The sequence below is a fragment of the Enterococcus sp. AAFC-DPL-5182 genome (assembly GCF_058216605.1).
Window position 1 is genome coordinate 1,559,082 of record NZ_CM177101.1, and the last position, 21,803, is coordinate 1,580,884.

Consider the following 21,803-nt stretch of genomic DNA (forward strand, 5'->3'; position numbering starts at 1 on the left):
GAGGAGCGAAGAATAATGGCAGAACAAACACAAAATCGCCCTCGTGGCGGACGCGGACCTGGGCATGGCGCTCCAGTGGAAAAAGCCAAAGATTTTAAAGGAACACTAAAAAAATTAATCTCCTATATTGGTGCTTATAAAATACCCGTTTTCTTTGTAATGATCTTTGCAATTGCTTCAACCGTATTTAATATTTGGGGTCCAAAAATTTTATCCCAAGCAATCACAGAATTGTTTAATGGTTTAATCAAAAAATATCAAGGAACTGGCGGAATCGATTTTAATAAAATTGGTGGAATCTTACTCTTTATGTTAGGGCTCTACTTAGTGGCATCCGCTTTTGGGATCATTCAAGGTTGGATCATGTCAACGATTTCGCAAAAAATCACATATCGCATGCGTAAAGAAATTTCAGAAAAAATCAATCGTATGCCAATGAATTATTTTGAAAGTCGTACAACGGGTGAAGTCTTATCTCGTATCACCAATGACGTGGATACTCTAGGTCAATCATTAAACCAATCGATCACACAGCTGATTACATCAGTATTCACTATCATTGGTGTTATTGTCATGATGCTATCGATTTCTGTGCAAATGACAGGTATTGCGATTTTGATCGTCCCAATTTCAATGATCTTAATTTTGATCGTTGTGAAAAATTCGCAAAAATACTTTAAAACACAACAAGAATATCTTGGCGTGATCAATGGTAAAGTAGAAGAAACCATCGGTGGTTATAACATCGTACGTCTATTCAATGATGAAGAAAATTCACTTACAGAATTTAAAAAACAAAATGATGTCTTATTCAAATCAGCTTGGAAATCCCAATTTCTTTCAGGTTTGATGCAACCGATCATGAACTTTGTTGGAAATTTAGGGTACGTTGCAGTAGCGATTTTTGGTGGGATCTTAGCTTATAATGGCACGATCACGGTCGGAGATATCCAAGCGTTTATCCAATATGTTCGTAACTTAACACAACCTATTGCCCAATTGGCTCAAGTATCAAACTTACTCCAATCAATGGCAGCAGCAGCTGAACGTGTTTTTGAATTTCTTGAAGAAGATGAAGAAGCACAAACAGTACCAAATCCAGTTAAAATCGACAAAGCCAAAGGGATGGTCGATTTTGAACATGTTCGTTTCGGGTATACACCAGACAAAATCATTATCAATGATTTCAGTTCACATGTTGATCCCGGCCAAACAGTGGCAATCGTTGGACCAACTGGTGCAGGTAAAACAACTATGGTTAAATTATTGATGCGTTTTTACGATGTAACATCTGGCGCAATCAAAATCGATGGTCATAATATCAAAGACTTTAATCGTGCAGATTTACGTAAAAATATTGGGATGGTTTTACAAGACACTTGGTTATTTAAAGGAACCATCATGGAAAACTTACGCTATGGTCGTTTAGATGCAACGGATGAAGAAGTCTATGAAGCCGCGAAAGCGGCTCACGTTCATCACTTTATCCAAACGTTGCCTGGTGGTTACAATATGGAATTAAATGAAGAGTCTTCCAACATTTCCCAAGGTCAAAAACAACTTTTAACAATTGCCCGCGCAATCTTAGCTGATAAACCGATTTTGATCCTTGATGAAGCAACATCATCTGTTGATACCAGAACAGAAGGCTTGATTCAAGGTGCTATGAATAATTTAATGGCTGGTCGTACGTCATTTGTTATTGCGCACCGTTTATCAACGATCAAAGATGCGGATAAGATTTTGTATATGCAAGATGGCGATATTAAAGAACAAGGAACACATGAAGAATTACTTGCTCAAGGCGGTTATTATGCGTCACTTTATAACTCACAATTTGAAGAGTTAGATGAGTAAAATAGAGTATAGCAGAAGCAATCATCAATACTATTTTGATGATTGCTTCTGCTTGTTTACGGGTGCTATCTTTTTCAAATTTTAAATTAAGAAAAACTAAAGAGTCATAAAATAACTTGAAAATTTTTTTTACCAGCGTTACTATTTAACAAAATAAATAGATAAATAACCTTGTTAGGTGAGGCTCCTATACAAACACAGGCTATTGCGCAGAAACGTCGAAAGACGCCAATGTGTAAAACAGGAATTGTCGAATTAAGGCTTTTCATAAAATAGCTAAGAACTTTTCTTTACGTTGTATAGTGCTAAAACTCAGACGATGAGATTGATTGAAAGTCAAACGTCTTAGGGAAAGCATGTTTGGCTTTTTTCTTTTGGTGAATAAGAGTTTTCCAACTGTATACCGTTAGATGATTCACTACTGCCAATTAAGGGGCAAAATCATTTAGTGATCTATTTAGTTGTATGATATTCCTGTGAAAACTACTTGGAAATAATCTTTAACTTGGTTGTTTTACTGAATATATGAATGAAGGGATTTATCACATGTATACGTTGAAAGAAAAGAAATTTACTCCAGCAGTTTTAAGTGTCGTATTTTTTTCATTGCTAACCTTTTTAGTTGTAAAACAAGAATCATGGTTTGTTCAGTTAGATTCAGCGATTTATCACTTTAATTGGAAACCGAGTCAATTACTGACCAGTATTGTGGATTTAGTTGCCAAAAGTGCTACGATCGTGCCGATTTTTGTTGTTAGCTTGATAGTCTCATTTATACTTTGGCGAAATAAACATAAGTTATTGGCGGTTTGGCTAAGTAGTAATGTCTTAGTAGTCAGCGCTTTTGGATTTGTCTTAAAGCAGCTTGTGGCGCGGCAAAGACCAAATGTAGAACAGTTGGCTGAACGAACTTCCTATAGTTTTCCAAGTGGGCATTCGCTCTTAGCCATGTGCTTAGCTTGTTCGATGATCTTGATTTTACAAACCGTTTATTCAAAGGAAATGAAGCATTACAAGTTTTTAAAAAACACTTTGATCGTTTATGTTCTTTTGATTGGATTGAGCCGGATTTATTTACGAGTTCATTATCCAAGTGATGTGCTTGCAGGTTTTCTTTTAAGCTATACTTGGGTCAAGTTCTCTTTTGTTTTCTTGCAAAGAGTGTACCTTAATAGAGAATTTTCTACCCCTATTGCTAAAAAAAAGTTCATTCAAAGAACTATTTTAGGCACGCTAACAGTGCTTTTACTAGTCGTTGCTGGAGCTTCAGCTTATGGTGCTGCGGTGTTTCAAAAAGTCCAAAAAACTGCCGATAAAATGTATCAGCCACTAAATCGAAAAAATAAAGCCGCAGAGTTAGGAAATAGTGAACCTGCGAGTTTCTTACTTTTAGGTATCGCAAATGATTCTAAACGCAAAACAGATTTTCGAGCAAATACGATTATGGTGGTCACCGTCAATAATCAATTGAAGAAAACTACGATCACAAGTATTCCCAGAGATGCTTATGTCGAAATCATTGGGAAAGATGGCGTCTATGACAAAATCAATCATGCTCATTCCTTTGGTGGAGACGAGATGATGATCGATACGGTTGAACATTATTTAGATATCCCGATCAATCATTATTTTGTGATCAATATGGATGGTTTAGCAGCTTTAAGTGACGCAGTTGGCGGTGTCACCGTCAATAATGATTTTGAGTTTGATGCAGAAGGAATTCATTATCCAAAAGGGGAACAGCATTTAGGCGGCTGGGAAACATTACAGTATGCGAGAATGCGCTATGAAGATCCTTTAGGCGATTACGGCAGACAAAAGAGGCAGCGAGAGGTAACGATTCAGCTTACCAAAGAATTAACTTCGATGAAAAGTGTTTTTCGTTATCAAGAATTACTCGACATAATAGGAGAAAATGGTCAAACCGATATGACCCTGGATCAAATGACTCTTTTAATGAAAAATTATCAAAAAGCCTTAGAAAACATTGAAAGTTATCAAATGCAAGGGGAAGGATTTACAGGTGATGGCTATACTGGGGAAGAAGGGATTTCTTATCAGAGTATTTCAGATGAGGAAAAGCAAAAAATCACCACGGAATTAAAAAAACAATTGAATATAATGGATCAGTAAAAGAAGGAACTCGTTTTTTCAACTTCCAATTGTCAGATGTCTTTTTCTTTTGGTATAATCTGATTTATAGAAGTGGAGGAATGTTAGTATGATAAAAGTAGCAATCATTGGATATGGAAACCTTGGACGCGGGGTTGAACGTTCGATCAAACAAAACAAAGATATGGAATTAGTCGGTGTCTTTACAAGAAGAGCTCCTGAAACGGTGCAAACAGAAGGTTCTAAAGCATTTACGATGGAGCAATTGAAACACAAAAAAGGTGAAATCGATGTCTGCATTCTTTGCGGCGGTTCAGCGACAGATTTGCCAACGCAAACGCCGGAGTGGACTCATTTATTTAACACGATCGATAGCTTTGACACACATGCTAAGATTCCAGAGCATTTTGCGAAAGTGGATCAAGTAGCAAAAGAAAATCAAACAACGTCGATTATCTCAACAGGATGGGACCCAGGTTTGTTTAGTTTGAATCGTTTGTATGCACAAAGCATTTTACCAGTTGGACAGACGAATACATTTTGGGGTAAAGGTGTTAGCCAAGGTCATTCCGATGCATTACGACGAATCGACGGTGTATTAGATGCCGTTCAATATACAATTCCAAACAATGATGTTATAGAGAAGCTCAAAGCGGGAGAACAACTGGATTTGACTACTCGAGATAAACATTTTAGAGAATGTTTTGTTGTGCTTGAAAATGAATCACAGGCAGAAAAAATTCGCGAAGAAATCATTACAATGCCGAATTACTTTGCAGATTATGATACTGAGGTTCATTTTATTTCTCAGTCTGAATTGGATCAAAAACATAAAGCGATGCCTCATGGCGGCACGGTACTGCATACAGGAACAACACATGAAAATACCAAGCAAGTCATCGAATATAATTTACAGCTGGAGAGTAATCCCGAATTTACGGCAAGTGTCTTAGTTGCTTATGCTAGAGCCTGTGTTCGTTTGGCTAGGGAAAAACAATTTGGGGCATATACTGTTTTGGATATTGCGCCTAAATATTTGTCTACTCGAACAGACGAGGAATTGAGAAAAGAGTTATTGTAAAAAAAACTAAATCAAGAACATATAGAGAATGTTAAATTGTAGCATTCTCTTTTTATTGTTTAATAATGGGTCAAAATAATCTTTTGAGATGAAGATAATGACTAGATTACGGGATAATTTTGATAGACTAGAAATTGATTGTGATTGTATAAGACTTAAATAACGTTTAGGGAAAGAGTGGACAAACATGTTAAAGAAAGAGACCATTTTTGTATGTTGTAAAAACGAATTTGAACTGTTATTTATTTTGAAACTACCTTATGATTGATTTGTGAAAAAACTATCAATGAAAGATAAGGGGATGCAAATGGAAAAGAAAGTAAAGAAATCAAGGGTCAAAAAAGTCATAACAACGTTACTATTGCTTAGTAGTCTATTTGGAGTAAGTTTATATTTGGGCGTAACGGCACAAGCAGCACCGCCAACTGGGAAAAAAGTAAAGATGAGTGCTTATACGATGAATGGGGACTTTAAAGGTAACTTTAGAAAAACCCTAGAAGTTGGCAATTGGGAGTACGCTGTTTTAGGTACGAGTAGTGATGGTGTTTATTTAGATCATGAAGGGTTAAACATATATACGATCAGATCAGCTAATCCATATACGAGTGGTTATGATTATTGGAACTTTTCAACTAGAGGTTATATTTATTTAGATACTAAAAGTAATGCGAAACGTTTTATCATTGTTGACAAAGGGGACGGTTACTACAAAATTTTTCACAATGGCATCCCGATCAATACATATTTTTGGGGTGGTGGTATACTGAGTTATATCAGTGTTGGTGAAGCTAGTGGTTACGATGAAACAAAGTGGAAATTTCAGTAAAAAGTTACGAGGCTGGGACATCATCATATCCCAGCCTCGTTGTTTGTTAGAGTATTCAAAGAGTTTTTTAAATGTTAGAAATAGCCACTGACAAAACATTAAAAACATGTTCTAAATCTTCTTGTGTACCACGAAGCTCATAGTCAGCTAAAAAAGGAAAATCAAATTTCTGAGCATATTGTTTAGCAGTTAAACAATATTGGTGGTTAAAATTTTTATTTCCACTGCCGACTACACCTAAACAATAACGGAAATTCTCCTGATACTCTAGATATTCTCTCATCGTTTCCGTAAGAATTTCTGTATCACCATTATCAACTCCATTTCCTCCATCTAAGTAAGTTGGTACGAAAGTGAAAAAAGATGTTGTTTCTTTTTCAAGAGTCGAATTCTCTTGAATTTCTTTTACTTCGATTTGAGTGTTATGCTCAGTAGCAGCATATGAAACAAGACGGTTTACGAAAGAGCGGGTATTACCTGATATTGATATATAAAGGATTCTCAATGTTTACCCTCCTAAAAATTTTAAGATTTAAAGCGATTGTTCATTTTAGCACAAACGAGCTAATCTAACTATAGTAAATGATCGACAAATTTACAACTTTTTTATTAATTCTATTCAGATAAAAGTCACAAACGGGAAAAAATACACTCAGTTTTAATATTTGTCAATCGCTTATACATTGCATATAATGTTCATATAAAAAGAAAAGAGGAGCCAATATGTCTTATAAAGTAGATTTTAAAAATGTCTCAACAGTTGGTTTTGAAACATCTCCAGTGGCAGATGCATTGGCAGGTTTACGTGCAAATGAAGCTCGTTACTATTGGAACAAATACAAACATGAATTCGTAACTGTACCGGTAAGTGATGATCCTGAAATCTTAGCATGGATCGAAAAAGTGTTAGCAGAACGTCAGATGACATTTCCTTATAAAGCGTTAGAGGTTTCAAGTTTTGAAGTAGATGGTATCAAGATGGCTTACGTTTTTTATGAAAATGGTTTAGCTGTTAATGTGATGTATACACTTGAAGAAGGTGGGAAACGTGCTGTTGGGTTTAAGTTATCTGATGGGATGGATATTCCAGCAGAATTTGAAGGTAAGTTTAAATTTGCACGACAAAAGTCAAAACTGGCGGGGACGATCCGCGGCTCTTTTTTCGTGATAAAAGGGAAGTACTAATATAATTTGAGCTAAAATGTAAAAAGTGATTAGATTGATTTTTTTAAATCGATCTAATCACTTTTTTTATAAAATTAAGTATGATCGTTGCAGTAAAACTTCTCATAGAGCCAATCATTCAGCTTCATCTCTACCTTAGCATCACCAGCATTCGGTGCTTTATTAACTAATTTTTTTCCAGCTTTTAAACAATCTAAAGCAGACTGAGTGTCATGTTTAACAAAATAATAATAAGCTGCTTCTATTCGTTTATTCCCCATTAAAGGTTGCTTCAAACTCATTTTTACTTTTTTATCCGTCCATAATTGAGTGATTCGAGGATCATCAGGGTGAGTGATGGATAAAGAGAAAATCAACTCTTTTTTCACTTCTATTTGGTAGATCTCAATCAAGTTATCTAATTGACTCCATAGTGATTCTAATATGTTATTTAAACCAGCCCAATCGAAGGCTTCTGCCAATCGAGCGATTTGTAAAAATTGCTGATACTCGTTGAAATAGGTTTGCTTAGGTTCTGTTGGCATCAAATCAAAATAGCTATCAGGAAGTTGCATGTAAGTCAAACCTTGATTCAGCTGATAATTCACTTCAAATTGTACATATAACAAAAATTGCTGTTCCTCACTAGAAGAAGCAATTTTTAGACTCATTCCATCATTAAAGCCCATCGGAAAAACATTTGTAACAGCTATGAAAATACCTGTAAGAACAAAAACTGCAGCAATCATAGAATGAGGTACCAATAAAATCCCAATAATGCTACTGGTTACTATATTTGCTAAAACACCACCTAATAAGTATAAACGAAATGGAAAGCGTCCCTTTTGATAAGGCGGAGGTGCCATCAAACATTGTCCTAAAGTTCCTGGAACTTTCAAGCGACGAAAGACGATAGTCCCATTCTTTTTCCAGACCCACATAAAAGAAAAAATCCGATAACTTACCATTTTATATCCAGTTAATTGTCCAAAAATCCCATGTCCAGCTTCATGGATGATAACATGGAGAACAAATGAAATACCTATTGCGAAGAAAAAGACCACTATATCAAATCCAGACAAAGTATTATCTGCTAATAAATACCCCGCAAAATAACCGCTTACTCCTCCAACGACCAACATCACCAAAATAGAAATAACTTGTTTCAATTTCATTTTCATATTACTCCTCCTTCTATCCCTTATTCTACCTTAAAATCAAAGAGAGAATGAATCAAGTTTAATACTCGGCTATTTTATTGAAAAAACTACTTCAGTAGTAAAGAAGATGTTTAATTCCTTTACTTTTAATGAAGAGCATGTTACGATTTTGATGTTGTTATACAAACAACCACTAAAAATTAAATAGAACCCATCACAAAGGGGAGCCTTGGCTGAGAATGAGTAACCACTCTAAACCCTTGAACCTGTTCGTTAGTACGAGCGTAGGAATTGTGATGGAGTAAATAGCAACTTTTACTCCTCCTTTGTGAATCGGTCGTTCTAGAGGGAGGATTTTTTTATGCAAAGAAAACAGGCGTTACAAGTATGGATCGAAGGAACGATCGTTGCAGCGATTGCGATGGTCTTATCTTTTGTTCCAACGAATATTGGGAGTAGTTTTTCAATCTCATTAGGGATGATTCCGATCACTCTTTTTGCTTTACGAAGAGGAGCCAAAGCAGGATTCTTTTCTGCCTTTATTTGGGGCTTGTTGCATTTTCCAACGGCTCAGGTGTATTATTTGATGCCTGTCCAAGTGATTATTGAGTATATTTTGGCGTTTGGGTTTGCCGGTTTTGCAGGAGTATATAGTGGGAAGTTGCAAGAAGCAATTGGCAATAAAGAGTATGGGAAGAGTAGTCGAATTATTCTTTATGCTTCTTTTTTCGGAACACTTATGCGCTATTTTTGGCACTTTATCGCAGGAGTCATTTTCTGGGGAAGCTTTGCGCTGTGGGGCATGAATCCTTGGTTATTTTCATTTGTAATGAATGGACTAAGTGGTGTGGCTACGGCAATCGCAACGTCAGTTGTGCTGTTATTATTACTTAAAATCAATCCTAAACTGTTTCTTCCGACCAAAAAGGCACAAATTAGTCAGCACAATAATGAAACTGAATAAAATAGTGGGCATTTGAAATAAATTAATAAACTGAGCTAAAGCCGAATAAAGGTTTAGCTCTTTTTTTATGTATAAAAAAATTAATTGAAACCTACTAGGAGTTTTTTTACACTATTAGGGTGAAGAGGTGAGAAAATGGGGAAGTTTACTTATTCAGAACTTTTACTGATCAAAAAAGCAATCAAAGGAAATACAAAAGCGTTAGGGAAAATTTTACGTAAAAACCACGAGTACATTTATAAAATGGCCTATATCTACATTGGCAACAAAGAAGACGCGCTAGACATCATGCAAGAAGCAACCATTCAATCGATGAGCTCGATTCATACGCTAAAAGAGCCTAGCTACTTTTTGACGTGGTTTTGTACGATCATGGCAAGACAAGCGAGCAAAGTAATCAAACAAAAAATTCAAATCCGTGAGTTACAAAATAGCCCAGAATTTGAAGAGGAAGCTGATTTAGAAAAAAATGAAAATCAAGCAATCGATGTATTAGAGTCGGTCATGAATTTAGAGGATAAATACCGTTTGATTTTACAATTATTTTATTACCAAGGTTTTTCTGTGAAAGAAATCAGTGAACTATTAACGATGCCAGAAGGAACAGTCAAAACGAATTTGAAACGAGGACGTGAAGCACTTAGGAAAGTATTAGGGGAGGATTATTATGTCTGAAAATGAGAAGAATATTTTACAAAAAGCAATGAACCAAATCGAAGTACCAGAAGAAGAATCACTCACAGCACTAAGTGGAAATTCAGAACGGGAGCAAGGTCGATACCTCATGTCTAAATACAAATGGGGGGAAATTATTTTATCTAGTTTAGTCATGATATGTTTGTTTTTTATTGGTACCTTGATGTGGCCGAAAACCGAAAAACCGAACAAACCAGCTTCTGAAATTTCAACTGCAATTGAACCAGCCAAAACTATTTCAGCAAAATTGCTACAGTCAACGAAGTATTGGAAAGTTCAAAGTGAAGAGAATTATTATCAGTTTAATGAAGGTGAAGTTCGTATAATCATCAAGTATTTTACATTTATGGAACCTAAATATACCCTTGAAGGGGATCAACTCACTATTTTTTCTGGTGTATTTAACGATAAAGATGAATTAGTAGCAGATGTCCAATTATATCAAGTCAAAATGGAAGGCGCAAACTTGATTCTAGAACCGAAATCATCTGACCTTAAACGAATGATCTTAGAGCCTCATAACGAAGAAATTTTTTCGTATACAGAAGAAACAATCAAAAAATTGAAACCTGCAATTGATCCAGATTTGACAGCCTATTCGTCATGGACCGCCATTATTAAAGGAAATGACGGCTTAAATAGCACGGTTACTTTTGACGGATTTCTACGAAAGGAGAAACTTGATGGCGAGGACAGATGGCTAACGACAACGTATGAAGTGAACGGAAATCATATTTTAGTAAATTATGGTGGATATACTGTTGGTCAAAGTATGTACTGGGATGGGGAAAATATTATCTTATGGCCATTGTCTAATTCTCTTGAAAAATCGGAAGATCGAAAAGAGTATAAAGAAGAATCCGTGACAGTCATGAAGCCAATTAAATAATTTTATGAAATTTACTGAAATCGTATGGGCTGTTTTAAAGGTTAAGTTGAAACGATCTGCAAGACCATAAAGAAGAACGACAAAACGTTTTTCAGCTAGTAGCATTCTTACAAAAAATAAATGAGCATAAAAATAGATGATTCTTGAAATCAAGTAAGCCTCTTTAGTATTAAAAATAAAGTGAAGTATCACTTAAAGAATGGAAAAGGTGTTTTATTATGAAGGAAAAAAAGACTCATTGTTGGTTGGAAGAGCGCAATAAAATTATATACTAGAACTTTAAGGTTTTGAATTATAACTGGAAAAGTTATAGTTCAGAACCTTTTGGTATAGTCTAGTGATTAGTACAAAGAGCAAAATCAAATACTTGTTTGAAAAGAACACGTCAGGTAAAATCAACCTATAGAAAACTGACAAAGATAGGAAAGAATCAAATGATCTACATAATAAAGGCAACTATCCATTCGATCCGTTTAAAAAAGGCTAGGCTGTTCTAATTTTGGACAAACACCTCAAAATTAGGAGAGATTATTATAACTTTAACGTAAATAATAATAAATCATTCGAGGAGTGTTTATATGTCTAAAAATCCAACTTTATTTGGGCCTACGAAATGGAAAAAAAACTTTTACTTGTTTTTAACAGGACAGTTTTTATCAGGCATCACAAGCATGGCGGTACAATATTCTATTATCTGGTATTTGACAAAGACAACTGGTTCTGCCACTATTTTGAGTTTTGCGATGCTTTTAGGGATGTTGCCGATGGTATTATTAAGCCCATTTGCAGGACCGTTGATTGACCGTTGGAATAAAAAGGTGTTACTGATCGTGACGGATATTGTTGTTGCGATTTTTGCACTGATCTTATCAATCGTTGGAACGATTTCAGCAGATTTTCCTCTGTGGCTCGTCTTTGTCTCGCTATTAGTTCGTTCGATTGCTCAAACGTTTCAAATGCCGACGATCCAATCGATATTACCTACGATGGTGCCAGAAGATGAGTTGACGAAGGTCAATGGACAATTCAGCATGGTGCAATCGGCGAACTTTATCATTGCGCCAGCATTAGGTGCAGTATTGTATTCAATGATTCCAATGAATTTCCTGATTTTGCTAGATGTTCTTGGTGCTGTCTTTGGGGTTGGTTTATTGATGTTTGTCATGATTCCAAAAATCGCTTCGGAAGGGGAGGCTATCCACCTTTTCGAAGATACTAAATTTGGATTTAAAAAATTATTTGAAAATAAAGGCCTTTGGTATATCACGATCGTTGGAGCGATTTTTATGTTATTATTTATGCCAGCTGCAAGTTTGTATCCTTTGATGACAATGAATTATTTTAATGGAACTGTGGGGCAAGCTGGTTTGGTAGAAGTGATCTATTCAGTAGGAATGTTGATTGGTGGGGCTGTGATCGGGATTTTTGGAAATTGGAAAAATCGGATGAACTTGATCTTTTTTGCTTATGCTGTGATTGGTGTAACGATTGGCTTGAGCGGATTATTACCAGCAACGAGTAAAGGCTTTCTCTATTTTGTCCTCTTAAATGCGATTGCAGGTTTTGCAACTCCCTATTTTAATACCTTATTGATGGCGATGATCCAGCAAAGCTATGAGCCGAATGTACTTGGACGTGTATTAGGCGTGTTGAATTCATTGCTAAGTATTACAGGCCCTGTAGGCTTACTTTTTGCAGGACCTTTAGCGGATAAAATCGGTGTTGAAAAGATGTTTGTGATAGCAGGAGTTGGTGCGATTGTCTGCGGCGTGATCAATTTTATGATACCAGTTGCGAGAAATTATGATAAGGAATTGCAGAAAAGATTGGTGGAAGAAAAAGAACTCGAACTAGAAAAGTTGAAAAATGAAGAGTTTTAGCTGAATGAGAAAGACAAACAAAAAAAGATTGGAGATTTCTCCGATCTTTTTACTTTTATAACCATAATTCAATTAATTCGAATCTTTATCAATCAAAGTAAATCGATTTTTAAACATAATTTGCGATTTTCCAAGTAACTCATCTGTTTGATCATACCTAAAAGTAAGATGAGCAACTTTATCTTTCCCTGAATAGAGAATTTCTGCAGTTTTTGCTTGGATATCATGTCCTATTGAATAGCACAAACATTTTAGAAACGAGATACTGTAAAAAAGCATAAGTCATAACAAAACTAATTCGTTTTGTTACAAAAAAAGACCATCGACAAGTTTAGCCGATGGTTTTTCAACTAACAATATTTAATTTACATCTTCATCCAAGTCGGTTCCAAAGAATTTCCATCTGGATCTTGCACTTCAAGTCCAAACATCATATCTTCTGGAATTCCCATATCAACTTTATAAAAATCACCGCCATTTGCCTTAGCTGTCTCAGCAAATTTCTTCACAGCATCAGCACTTTCAAGACTGAAAGCCACCAAAACACCGCTAGTAGATTTTGCATCCGCAATTTTTTTGTCTTTGATAAATTTACTGTAGAAATCATGATTCAATAACATAATCCAGAAATTATCGTCCCAAACCATTGAGCTTGTTTCTTCATTAGAAAATTCTTCATTCTTTTTAAACCCTAATTTTTCATAAAACTCTGTAGAACGTTTCACATCACTGACTGGAAAATTCACAAATACCATTGTTGACATAAAAATCCAACCTTCTCTCTTTATTTTGTTGATTACGTTTAAAGCATCTCATGTGGTCATTTTTTTGTCAAAAATAAAGAATTAAATTTGATCTGATATTTAAATCAGAGTAGACAAGCTCATTTTAGCAATATTTTTTAATTTATATATAGTTTAATCGCAAAAATAGTTGACTTTTTGTGTATAAAATAGAATGATAAGAGAGGAGATAAAAATGAATAAAAAAATAGGAGAGAAAGAATGAAGAGTTGTAAATCATGTCATCATGAAAATGAAGAAGCAGCACTATTTTGTGAAAATTGCGGTGAGCAACTGGAAATTGCTCAGAACGATACACTAGAAACAGAAGTCAATCCTAAAACAGTTGACCAAAATAGCTGTTCCTGCGGGGCACAATTAGGGGAAGAGGATCGATTCTGTCCAACTTGTGGGAAAGCCATATCACAAGAAAGTAAAACCAAAGCTGAGAATAGTCAAACTAGTAATGTCAAAACATCCATGAGCAAAAAACAAAAAATTTTACTCAGTCTAGCTATAGTTTTTCTATGTATCATTTTTGGCTCGTATTTTGCTGCGAAAAATTATTATAGTCAAGAAAATCAACTAAAACGAATGGTAGCCGTCGTTAAGAACAAAGATATAAGTCAGATGGAAAAATTGACGGTTTCAGCCGATCCCAATTATAATGTAACCAAAGAAGAACTAAAAAAGTATTTCGATTATTATGGGCGTAACGAGCATAAAGCAGCCTTTTCCACACTGATTACTCAGCTAAGCGATAACACGAATCAAACAAGAGCATTAACATTCACAAAAAAAGGGAAAAAATTTCTGATGTTTGATGAGTACCTTTGGGAGTTAAAGCCTAGCTATATCACAATCACAGCTAATCAAAAAGGCATGATACTATTTTTGGATAATCAAGAAAAGGAAACAACCGATAAACAGCAGTTTCAAACTGTTTGGGGACCGTTGACGCCCGCTGAATATACGATCAAAGGTGAGTTAGCAGGGGAAAAAAGCGAAACAACCATTGATTTAGTACAATCTCAAAATTCTGGAATAGATCAAATGAGTGAAGTAAGTTTAGACTTTCGTAAAATTTCATTTAAGTTGCGCTCGAACATTTCTGACGCTGAAGTTTTTCTCAATGATAAAAAAGTCGGCGTATTATCTGCTGGAGAATATGAAGTAAAAGACAAGATATGGCAACAAGGAATGACTGTTCAACTGAAAAAGACATTAGAAGATAAAAGTGTTATCATGACAAAACAGCAAGTAATTGATGATTCTTCTTTTGAAGCAAGTCGTTACGATCCCAAATTTTCGATTGTTAATTCTGATTTTTCCGGTATACAAGAAAAATCAGATGTTGAATTTTTTTTAAACGGTTTTTATTCAGATGTCTCCAACTTCACAGGAACATATGCAACGTATGATGAAACTACAAAACAAAAATTTTCAAGTTATTTTAAAGAAGGGAAAGACAACGCAGAGTATCAAGATTTTGATACGTTCATTCAATCTGTTCGAGATAGCAAAATCAAAAGTTCAGTAAATGGTTCTCCCACAGTAGAATCGGTTAAAATGATAGGTAAAAATACTTATGATGTTCGTTACTTGATCAAATACAAAACAATTTATAAAGACTACAAACAAAAAGATGTAACACAAATTTTCCGTTATCAAAAGGCAACACTTGTTTATAATGAAGAAGAAAAGAAGTTCACTATTCAAAGCTTAGGCGGCAAAGAGAATTTTGAAGTAGTGGATAATGGAGGAATCGAATAAAAAGCCAATTGGACTTTTTCCATGTTTAATTATCTCACTTCATAACGTTGCCCAGCCTTTTAAGGAGGAAACACCATTAATACAAAAAAGATGATTATCAGTGCAATTCTTATTTTACTAGTGATTTTTGGTATTAGTTTAGCGGTGATTTTGTTGTTTGGTCAAAAAGAAACAATACAACAGGAAAGTACAGCGACATCAAGTACAAGAACGGTAAATACGATATCAAGTTCAACAAAAGAAAATGGAGAAAATCCAGTAAAGAATCAAGAAAAAGCAATCAATGAAATGATTGCTTCAATGAGTGTGGAAGAAAAAGTTGGACAATTATTTTTGGCTCGAGTGCCAGTTGAGGAACAACTAGAAAATATTCAAGAGTATCATTTAGGCGGTTATCTGTTATTCGGTCGTGATGTCGAGACGGAAACACCAAATTTACTGAAGAAAAAAATAAAAGACTATCAATCTACAAGTAAAATTACTTTATTTATCGCTTCAGATGAAGAAGGTGGTACTGTTTCACGTTTGAGTAGAGGGACGGATTTAGTGCCAGAGGTATTCAAGTCACCACAAGAAATCTATCAAGAATCGGGTTGGACTGGGATTCGTTCAGATATTCAAAAGAAAGCTGAAATTCTACATTCATATGGGATCCACAGTGGATTATTTCCAGATACAGATGTTGCAACAGATCCGCAGGCGTTTATCTATGATCGAACATTAGGACTTGACGCAAAGCAAACAAGTGAATATGTGAAAATCAGCGTAGAGGAATTGAAAAAACAAAAAATTACGTCAACATTGAAACATTTCCCAGGCTATGGAAATAACCGTGATTCCCATGTGGAAATCGTTTATGATACTCGTAGTTTAGATGAGTTAAGAAGTAATGATTTTTTACCGTTTAAAGCGGGGATTGCAGCAGGGGCAGATAGTATTTTAGTTTCGCACAACATTATTACGAGTATTGACGGAGCAATGCCGGCTTCGATTTCTCGACCAGTCCATGACATTTTACGAAACGAATTAGGGTTCCAAAATGTGATTATGACGGATGATATGGATATGGCAGGACTTGCCGATTTTATTTCTCAAGAAGAAGCAGGACTTGCAGCATTAAAAGCAGGCAATGATATGATTTTATCTTCCTCCTTCCAAGAACAGATTCCATATGTTTTACAAGGAATCGAGCGAGGCGAGTATACAGAGGAGGCATTGAATCAATCGGTTTATCGAGTATTAAAAATGAAAAATAACGTGGGGTTAATAAATTGGTAGAGGTGTAAAGATGAAATATTGTATTCAGTGTGGCAAAGAAATAAAGAATGAGGCAAAATTCTGTCCAGCATGTGGTAAAAATCGAATTCAAGTAACAACAGAGGCAATGACAGTAGAATCAGTTCTAGAAAAAGGAGTGCAACTTCAATCAAATTTGAATGAACAACTGAAAAATAATCAAACTGTTCAGCAACTAACCAAAGAAAGTAAAAATTATTTTAGTTGGCTAAATACTCAAATCAGAGGAAAGAATAAACAAAGCATCCCGATGTTCGGAGTTGTTAATTTTCTGTTATTGATTGTTTTGAATAGTTTAGCCGTCAGTCGAAGTATTTTAAGCATAAGTGGACATACGGATGAAACACCATTGTCATTGTTTATAGAAAGTTTACTGATGATGGGGATTTATTATTTCATTTTTGTTTTAGTATATTTTTTCATGGTAAACAAATTATTTCAGACGAAAATAGTTTTTACAGAGGCATTCGACGCTCTTTTTAGTCCAGCTAGTTTGACGGTTTATATTAGCTTATTTGCGGTTTTGCTGTCTTTTATGCCAGGTGAATATTCATATATGTTTGTGATAGGGTTAGTGTTTCTATCCGCATTGTTGATTAGCTTTTCGTTTGCAGAAAGTTTATGGCATAGAAGTGATGTTATTGGTCGCTTTGGTTTGACTCTTTTTATTTTGTATCTATCTTTAAACGTTGTTTTCTTCCTATTTAAGCTATTAGGTGGATCAAAAGTGCTCAATATTTTTATAGAACTTCTTTCTTAGACTAGTAAAATGAAAAAAGACAGCTACCTTTTTAGAGGAGTTGTCTTTTTTCGATGTACTTAAATCAAATCCGGATTCATCTTTTGATAGTTTTCTAATTTATACGCTAAATTTTTTTCATAATCCTGATTAAAAAAACTAAGATATAATCGATCAAAGAGATACATCAAAGATGTCCGTGTTGAAAAGGAAGAAATTTTATTGTAGTGATTTTCTAACGAAGAAAATAGCAGAATACCATCTACTTTTTCAGTAAGAAGCGGATTGTTCTTTGATGTAATCAACAAAATTTTACTCTTATTATTTGTTAAAGTCTTCAAAATTTTTTTAACACTAGAGCCACGACCACCGTAAGAAACCACAATGGATAAGTGATCAGACGTGCTGTTTGCGGCTGCTAAGTTTTGCATGTAATCATCGATAGGAACATTGATCCTTTTTCCAACTTCTTGCATTTGAAATTGAAAATTCTGTGCAAAATAAATATTCGCAGAAGAGGCATAGATATCGATAAAATCTGACTTCTCAAGAAGGCTGCTAGCAAGAGCCATCATTTCAACCGTATTTGCATCGATCGTTGATTGTAACGTTTGTTCATAGACGGCCTTTAATTTTTTTGTCATTGCATAATGATTATCTTCTGCAGAAATCGGATAATCAACATCAATAATCTGTTCTGTAGTATGTTCGTTTAAATAATTGACTAAGGCTAGTTTAAGATCATTCAATCCATCAAGATCCAGCTTGTTGATCAAACGGTATATCGTTGAAATAGATACAAAAGAATGCTCTGCCAGTTCTTTCGGCGAGAAATGAATCAATTTTTCTGGAAAATCAAGTATATAATTGACAAGAGCTGTTTCGCTTGTGGTAAGTTTGTCTAAATTTTTCAATTTAAGGATTAAATTCATTCTATAAAACACCTTTCAGTTCGGTTAGTCTAAATGAATTATACCTGATTATTGTATGTGTGTATAACTTAAAAGAAATAGATCAGGCGTAAATCAATCCTGATCTATTTCTTTAATTTATAGTAATTCGGCTAATGCTTTAGCGATTCCATCTTCGTTATTGGACAACGTGATTTTATCAGCTGCACTTTTTAACTCATCAACGGCATTGCCCATGGCGATCCCCATTCCAGCGTATTGAATCAAAGATAGGTCGTTATGACCATCGCCAAATGATACAATATGCTCTTTATCGATTCCTAATGGTTGCAACGTTTGCGCCAAGGCATTTGCTTTATCGATTCCTTTATCTGTAAATTCAAAATACATTGGGGCGGAGAAAACACCGCTGACAGATTGTTCAAAAGGAGCAAGAATTTTTTGCCAATTTTCTTGTAAGTACTCAGGTTGAGCGGCAACAAGAATTTTATGCAATGGAAAATCAACGAATGCCGCTAAATCTTTTTTTTCGCACAATTGGAAGTTTCCGCCGCGTGCTTCATATTCGATAATATTAAATGATCCATTTGCAAATTCTAGATCTAGAATACCGTCAAAAACGTTATTGACATACATATAATCATTTTTAGCAATCATCGGCTTCACATCAAACTGTTTAAGATGTTCCAATATATTTTTACTATGTTCAATTGAAAGTGGCTGACTGAATAGCTCTTCTTGAGTGCTGACATCCAGTACATGAGCTCCGTTGTAAGAGACGATCATTCCGTTATATTTTGCCATTTCTAATTCATCGACATGTTTCAACATACCTGGCGTTGGTCTACCAGAAGCAAGAATGACTTTGATGCCATTTTTTTGAGCTTCGATCAAGGCTTCTTTTGTGGCAATGGTCAATTTTTTTTCATCATTTAAAAGTGTTCCATCGATATCTAAAACAATTGCTTTTACATTCATCTTACTGCCTCCATTTTAAATAGTTAATTCTAAGCGATTTCCCTCTGGATCAGCGACCACAGATTCATAATAACCATCGCCTGTTGTACGGCAAGGACTTATTAATTCGTATCCTTCCATAACCAAGATGGTGGTGAGGTTATCAACAGTTTTTTTACTGCCTAAAGAGATTGCTAAATGAGCAAAACCTAAAATTTCTTTTCCCATAGTTCGAGTAGTAATATCACCTCGTTGCATGATTTCAAGTCTAGCTCCATCAGAGAAAGTTAAAAAGTAAGAGTGGAAACTTGTTTTAGGATTGTGGTAAAGCTCAGAGGACGTAGCATTGAAATAAGTTTCATAAAATGCACGCATGTTTTCTAAATCTTTAACCCATAAACCAACGTGTTCGATTTTCATAATAAACTCTCCTTTGCCTTAAAGTACAGCGAATCAGATTAATGAGTTATTCTTGATCAAACCAAGAAATGCAAGAATCTGTTGACTACTCAAGTATAAAGGATAATGAAACGTAAAAGGGGACTATTCGAGAAGTTGAAAGTTTTTTTTCAAAAATCATGACGGTGAATGGTTAAATGTGAAAAAGTTTGTTCATATGAAGTATATTGTACGTTATTTATCCAACTTTGCCAGCTTTAAAAGTAAAGCTTATTGACAAAAACAAAATAAGCATGATATATTGAATGCAATAAAAAACGAAGTGAGGGATCCGTGCGTTGAAAAATTAAGTCAATTTGTTGAAGCTGCATTCAGACTGTAACTTGAGAAATCTCAAGGGAGCAGTGTGCAGATTTTCAGAATTGGCATTAATTTTTCAGCGTATGGGTCTTTTTGTGTACTCGTAAACGCGTTGCCGATTCTGAAAAGAACAGAAGGGAAGAATGATTTCCTTCCGCTTTTCTTAATGAGGTGAGACTATGTCAAAAATTGAACTAAAAAATATAACATTCGGCTATGATACTCAAGGAACATTACTTTTTGATCAAGCAAATTTAAACTTTGATACCCAGTGGAAATTAGGCTTGATAGGAAGAAACGGCCGTGGCAAAACAACATTACTAAAAATTTTACAGAATCAACTGCCGTATAGTGGTCAAATCAATCATCAATTAGATTTTCTGTATTTCCCGCAACCAATTAAAAATAAACAACAATTAACGTATTATGTGCTGCAAGAAATCAGTGATTTTGAACAATGGGAAATTGAGCGTGAGCTAAATCTTCTACAAGTTGATCCAGAAATTTTATGGCGTGATTATGAGACCCTTTCTGGTGGCGAACAAACCAAAGTTTTATTGGCCTTGCTGTTTATTGATGGTCATCATTTTCCATTGATCGATGAACCAACCAATCATCTGGACATTGTAGGTCGAAAACAAGTTGCCGATTATTTGAAAAAAAAGCGCCAAGGGTTTATCGTCGTTAGCCATGATCGTTCCTTTGTGGATGAGGTTGTCGATCATGTATTATCAATCGAAAAAAGCCAATTAGAGCTCTATCAAGGGAATTTTTCTGTCTATGAAGAGCAAAAGAAAATTAAAGATGAATTTGAATTCGCTCAAAATGAGAAATTAAAAAAAGAAGTTAATCGACTGAGAAAAACAGCTGCTGAAAAAGCTGAATGGTCACGTTCCAAGGAGCAAGATAAATATGGCAAAGCTTCTGAAAAAGGGAGCGGGGCAATTTTTGATACTGGTGCTATCGGCGCAAGAGCTGCTCGTACAATGAAACGTTCAAAGACGATTGAACATCGTATGGAAACACAACTATCAGAAAAAGAAAGTCTTTTAAAAGATATTGAGTATATCGATCCTTTGACAATGAACTATCAGCCTGGGCATCACAGACGGTTACTGACAGTTCAAAATTTGGTGTTAGGTTATCAGGAGCAAGACCTGTTTCAAAAAGTGTCTTTTGAATTAAACCAAGGTCAACGTATTGCATTGGCAGGGCAAAATGGTTCTGGAAAATCATCGATTATTCGATTTTTACTTGATCAATTTGATGGAGAAAGCCAAGGAGACATTCTGCGACCAACTCAAGTAAACATTAGCTACGTTCGTCAAAATTATGAAGATAATCAAGGAACTTTACCAGAATTTGCTGAAGAGCAGGGACTAAACCAGCAAGAGTTTCTTAATAATTTGCATAAATTAGGGATGGAAAGAGAAGTTTTTCAAAATCGTATCGAGCATATGAGTATGGGACAGCGCAAAAAAGTTGAGTTAGCAAAATCTTTAGCACAACCAGCGGAACTTTATATTTGGGACGAACCATTGAATTATCTTGATGTTTTTAATCAAGAACAACTAGAAAAATTGATTTTATCTGTCAAACCAACAATGTTGATAGTAGAACATGATCAAGCTTTTTTAGAAAAAATTGCGACTCAAGTGATTACGTTAACTAAAATCAAATAAAGATAAACTGTCAAGCGATGCTAAATAATAAAGTCGTTTGACAGTTTTTTAACAGGTTTTTCATTGATAGAATCAATAAAGTATGGATTCGCTATGCTTATGAGAGGAGAAGGCCGGAAAGATAGAAGATACCAAGCAACAGTTCATGATTTTTTTGCACATCATCTGTTATGGGAGACTCAAAGAGTTTGGTAGTCCAACTTTTGATTTTATTTAGGAGTGAACTCTGAGATATTGACGTATTGTTATTCCTCATTATTTTTGCCATAATAAGT

The 21,803-nt window shown here is 35.0% G+C and carries 19 protein-coding genes and 2 riboswitches; of the genes, 13 read left to right on the forward strand and 6 right to left on the reverse strand.

Features of this window, described 5'->3' with window-relative positions; genetic code table 11:
* The first annotated feature begins 15 nt into the window (after positions 1-15).
* The 4 genes from AC4BB7_RS07185 to AC4BB7_RS07200 all read left to right on the forward strand — a co-directional run bounded on the left by AC4BB7_RS07185 (position 16) and on the right by AC4BB7_RS07200 (position 5,876).
* Positions 16-1,857 carry an ABC transporter ATP-binding protein gene (locus tag AC4BB7_RS07185; RefSeq protein ID WP_086312724.1) on the forward strand — a complete coding sequence of 614 codons (1,842 nt, stop codon included), beginning with the start codon at positions 16-18 and terminating at the stop codon, positions 1,855-1,857.
* A gap of 163 nt (positions 1,858-2,020) precedes the next feature.
* A riboswitch (M-box (ykoK) riboswitch) is annotated at positions 2,021-2,188 on the forward strand.
* 215 nt (positions 2,189-2,403) lie between these two features.
* A complete protein-coding gene (locus tag AC4BB7_RS07190; protein WP_490484887.1) occupies positions 2,404-3,990 on the forward strand; it encodes a phosphatase PAP2/LCP family protein in 1,587 nt (528 codons plus the stop codon).
* An 88-nt stretch (positions 3,991-4,078) separates the two neighbouring features.
* Positions 4,079-5,050 carry a diaminopimelate dehydrogenase gene (locus AC4BB7_RS07195; RefSeq protein ID WP_490484888.1) on the forward strand — a complete coding sequence of 324 codons (972 nt, stop codon included), beginning with the start codon at positions 4,079-4,081 and terminating at the stop codon, positions 5,048-5,050.
* A 307-nt stretch (positions 5,051-5,357) separates the two neighbouring features.
* Positions 5,358-5,876 carry a hypothetical protein gene (locus AC4BB7_RS07200; protein ID WP_490484889.1) on the forward strand — a complete coding sequence of 173 codons (519 nt, stop codon included), beginning with the start codon at positions 5,358-5,360 and terminating at the stop codon, positions 5,874-5,876.
* A gap of 67 nt (positions 5,877-5,943) precedes the next feature.
* Here the strand turns inward: AC4BB7_RS07200 and nrdI are convergent, their stop codons facing one another.
* Positions 5,944-6,381 (reverse strand): class Ib ribonucleoside-diphosphate reductase assembly flavoprotein NrdI, encoded by a 438-nt coding sequence (nrdI, locus tag AC4BB7_RS07205; RefSeq protein WP_490484890.1) that lies wholly within the window; start codon positions 6,379-6,381, stop codon positions 5,944-5,946.
* Positions 6,382-6,599: 218 nt separating this feature from the next.
* Here nrdI and AC4BB7_RS07210 point away from each other — a divergent pair, with 218 nt between their 5' ends.
* Positions 6,600-7,061: a DUF8821 family protein gene (locus AC4BB7_RS07210; RefSeq protein WP_490484891.1), complete on the forward strand. Its 462-nt coding sequence runs from the start codon at positions 6,600-6,602 to the stop codon at positions 7,059-7,061.
* A 74-nt stretch (positions 7,062-7,135) separates the two neighbouring features.
* Here AC4BB7_RS07210 and AC4BB7_RS07215 read toward each other — a convergent pair whose 3' ends face one another.
* The gene (locus AC4BB7_RS07215; RefSeq protein WP_490484892.1) at positions 7,136-8,221 is read right to left on the reverse strand and encodes a zinc metalloprotease; all 1,086 of its coding nucleotides are present in this window, start codon (positions 8,219-8,221) and stop codon (positions 7,136-7,138) included.
* Positions 8,222-8,410: 189 nt separating this feature from the next.
* Positions 8,411-8,508: riboswitch (TPP riboswitch) on the forward strand.
* Between the two features lie 53 nt (positions 8,509-8,561).
* Here AC4BB7_RS07215 and thiT point away from each other — a divergent pair.
* From thiT to AC4BB7_RS07235, 4 genes are all read left to right on the forward strand, one after another.
* Complete coding sequence (gene thiT / locus AC4BB7_RS07220; protein ID WP_490484893.1) at positions 8,562-9,164, forward strand: energy-coupled thiamine transporter ThiT; 603 nt, start codon at positions 8,562-8,564, stop codon at positions 9,162-9,164.
* A gap of 135 nt (positions 9,165-9,299) precedes the next feature.
* A complete protein-coding gene (locus AC4BB7_RS07225) occupies positions 9,300-9,839 on the forward strand; it encodes a sigma-70 family RNA polymerase sigma factor (RefSeq protein ID WP_490484894.1) in 540 nt (179 codons plus the stop codon).
* The gene (locus tag AC4BB7_RS07230) at positions 9,832-10,749 is read left to right on the forward strand and encodes a hypothetical protein (protein WP_490484895.1); all 918 of its coding nucleotides are present in this window, start codon (positions 9,832-9,834) and stop codon (positions 10,747-10,749) included. The genes AC4BB7_RS07225 and AC4BB7_RS07230 overlap by 8 nt, the downstream gene beginning before the upstream one ends.
* 578 nt (positions 10,750-11,327) lie before the next feature.
* On the forward strand, positions 11,328-12,629 hold the full coding sequence (locus AC4BB7_RS07235) for an MFS transporter (RefSeq protein WP_490484896.1): 1,302 nt from the start codon (positions 11,328-11,330) through the stop codon (positions 12,627-12,629).
* Between the two features lie 365 nt (positions 12,630-12,994).
* Here AC4BB7_RS07235 and AC4BB7_RS07240 read toward each other — a convergent pair whose 3' ends face one another.
* Positions 12,995-13,393, reverse strand: a complete 399-nt coding sequence (locus tag AC4BB7_RS07240; protein WP_086312745.1) for a VOC family protein — start codon at positions 13,391-13,393, stop codon at positions 12,995-12,997.
* 240 nt (positions 13,394-13,633) lie between these two features.
* On the opposite strand from AC4BB7_RS07240, the gene AC4BB7_RS07245 reads away from it, so the two are divergent.
* The 3 genes from AC4BB7_RS07245 to AC4BB7_RS07255 all read left to right on the forward strand — a co-directional run bounded on the left by AC4BB7_RS07245 (position 13,634) and on the right by AC4BB7_RS07255 (position 17,240).
* Positions 13,634-15,184 carry a zinc ribbon domain-containing protein gene (locus tag AC4BB7_RS07245; RefSeq protein WP_490484897.1) on the forward strand — a complete coding sequence of 517 codons (1,551 nt, stop codon included), beginning with the start codon at positions 13,634-13,636 and terminating at the stop codon, positions 15,182-15,184.
* Between the two features lie 90 nt (positions 15,185-15,274).
* Positions 15,275-16,462: a glycoside hydrolase family 3 protein gene (locus tag AC4BB7_RS07250; protein ID WP_490484898.1), complete on the forward strand. Its 1,188-nt coding sequence runs from the start codon at positions 15,275-15,277 to the stop codon at positions 16,460-16,462.
* Positions 16,463-16,472: 10 nt separating this feature from the next.
* The gene (locus AC4BB7_RS07255; protein ID WP_490484899.1) at positions 16,473-17,240 is read left to right on the forward strand and encodes a zinc ribbon domain-containing protein; all 768 of its coding nucleotides are present in this window, start codon (positions 16,473-16,475) and stop codon (positions 17,238-17,240) included.
* A 59-nt stretch (positions 17,241-17,299) separates the two neighbouring features.
* Here the strand turns inward: AC4BB7_RS07255 and AC4BB7_RS07260 are convergent, their stop codons facing one another.
* From AC4BB7_RS07260 to AC4BB7_RS07270, 3 genes are all read right to left on the reverse strand, one after another.
* Positions 17,300-18,151 carry a MurR/RpiR family transcriptional regulator gene (locus AC4BB7_RS07260; protein WP_490484900.1) on the reverse strand — a complete coding sequence of 284 codons (852 nt, stop codon included), beginning with the start codon at positions 18,149-18,151 and terminating at the stop codon, positions 17,300-17,302.
* A 117-nt stretch (positions 18,152-18,268) separates the two neighbouring features.
* Entirely contained in the window at positions 18,269-19,108 is an 840-nt protein-coding gene (locus AC4BB7_RS07265) for a Cof-type HAD-IIB family hydrolase (RefSeq protein WP_490484901.1), read from the reverse strand.
* Positions 19,109-19,123: 15 nt separating this feature from the next.
* Complete coding sequence (locus AC4BB7_RS07270) at positions 19,124-19,507, reverse strand: VOC family protein (RefSeq protein ID WP_490484902.1); 384 nt, start codon at positions 19,505-19,507, stop codon at positions 19,124-19,126.
* 518 nt (positions 19,508-20,025) lie between these two features.
* Here AC4BB7_RS07270 and AC4BB7_RS07275 point away from each other — a divergent pair.
* The gene (locus tag AC4BB7_RS07275) at positions 20,026-21,528 is read left to right on the forward strand and encodes an Lsa family ABC-F type ribosomal protection protein (RefSeq protein WP_490484903.1); all 1,503 of its coding nucleotides are present in this window, start codon (positions 20,026-20,028) and stop codon (positions 21,526-21,528) included.
* Positions 21,529-21,803: the final 275 nt, after the last annotated feature.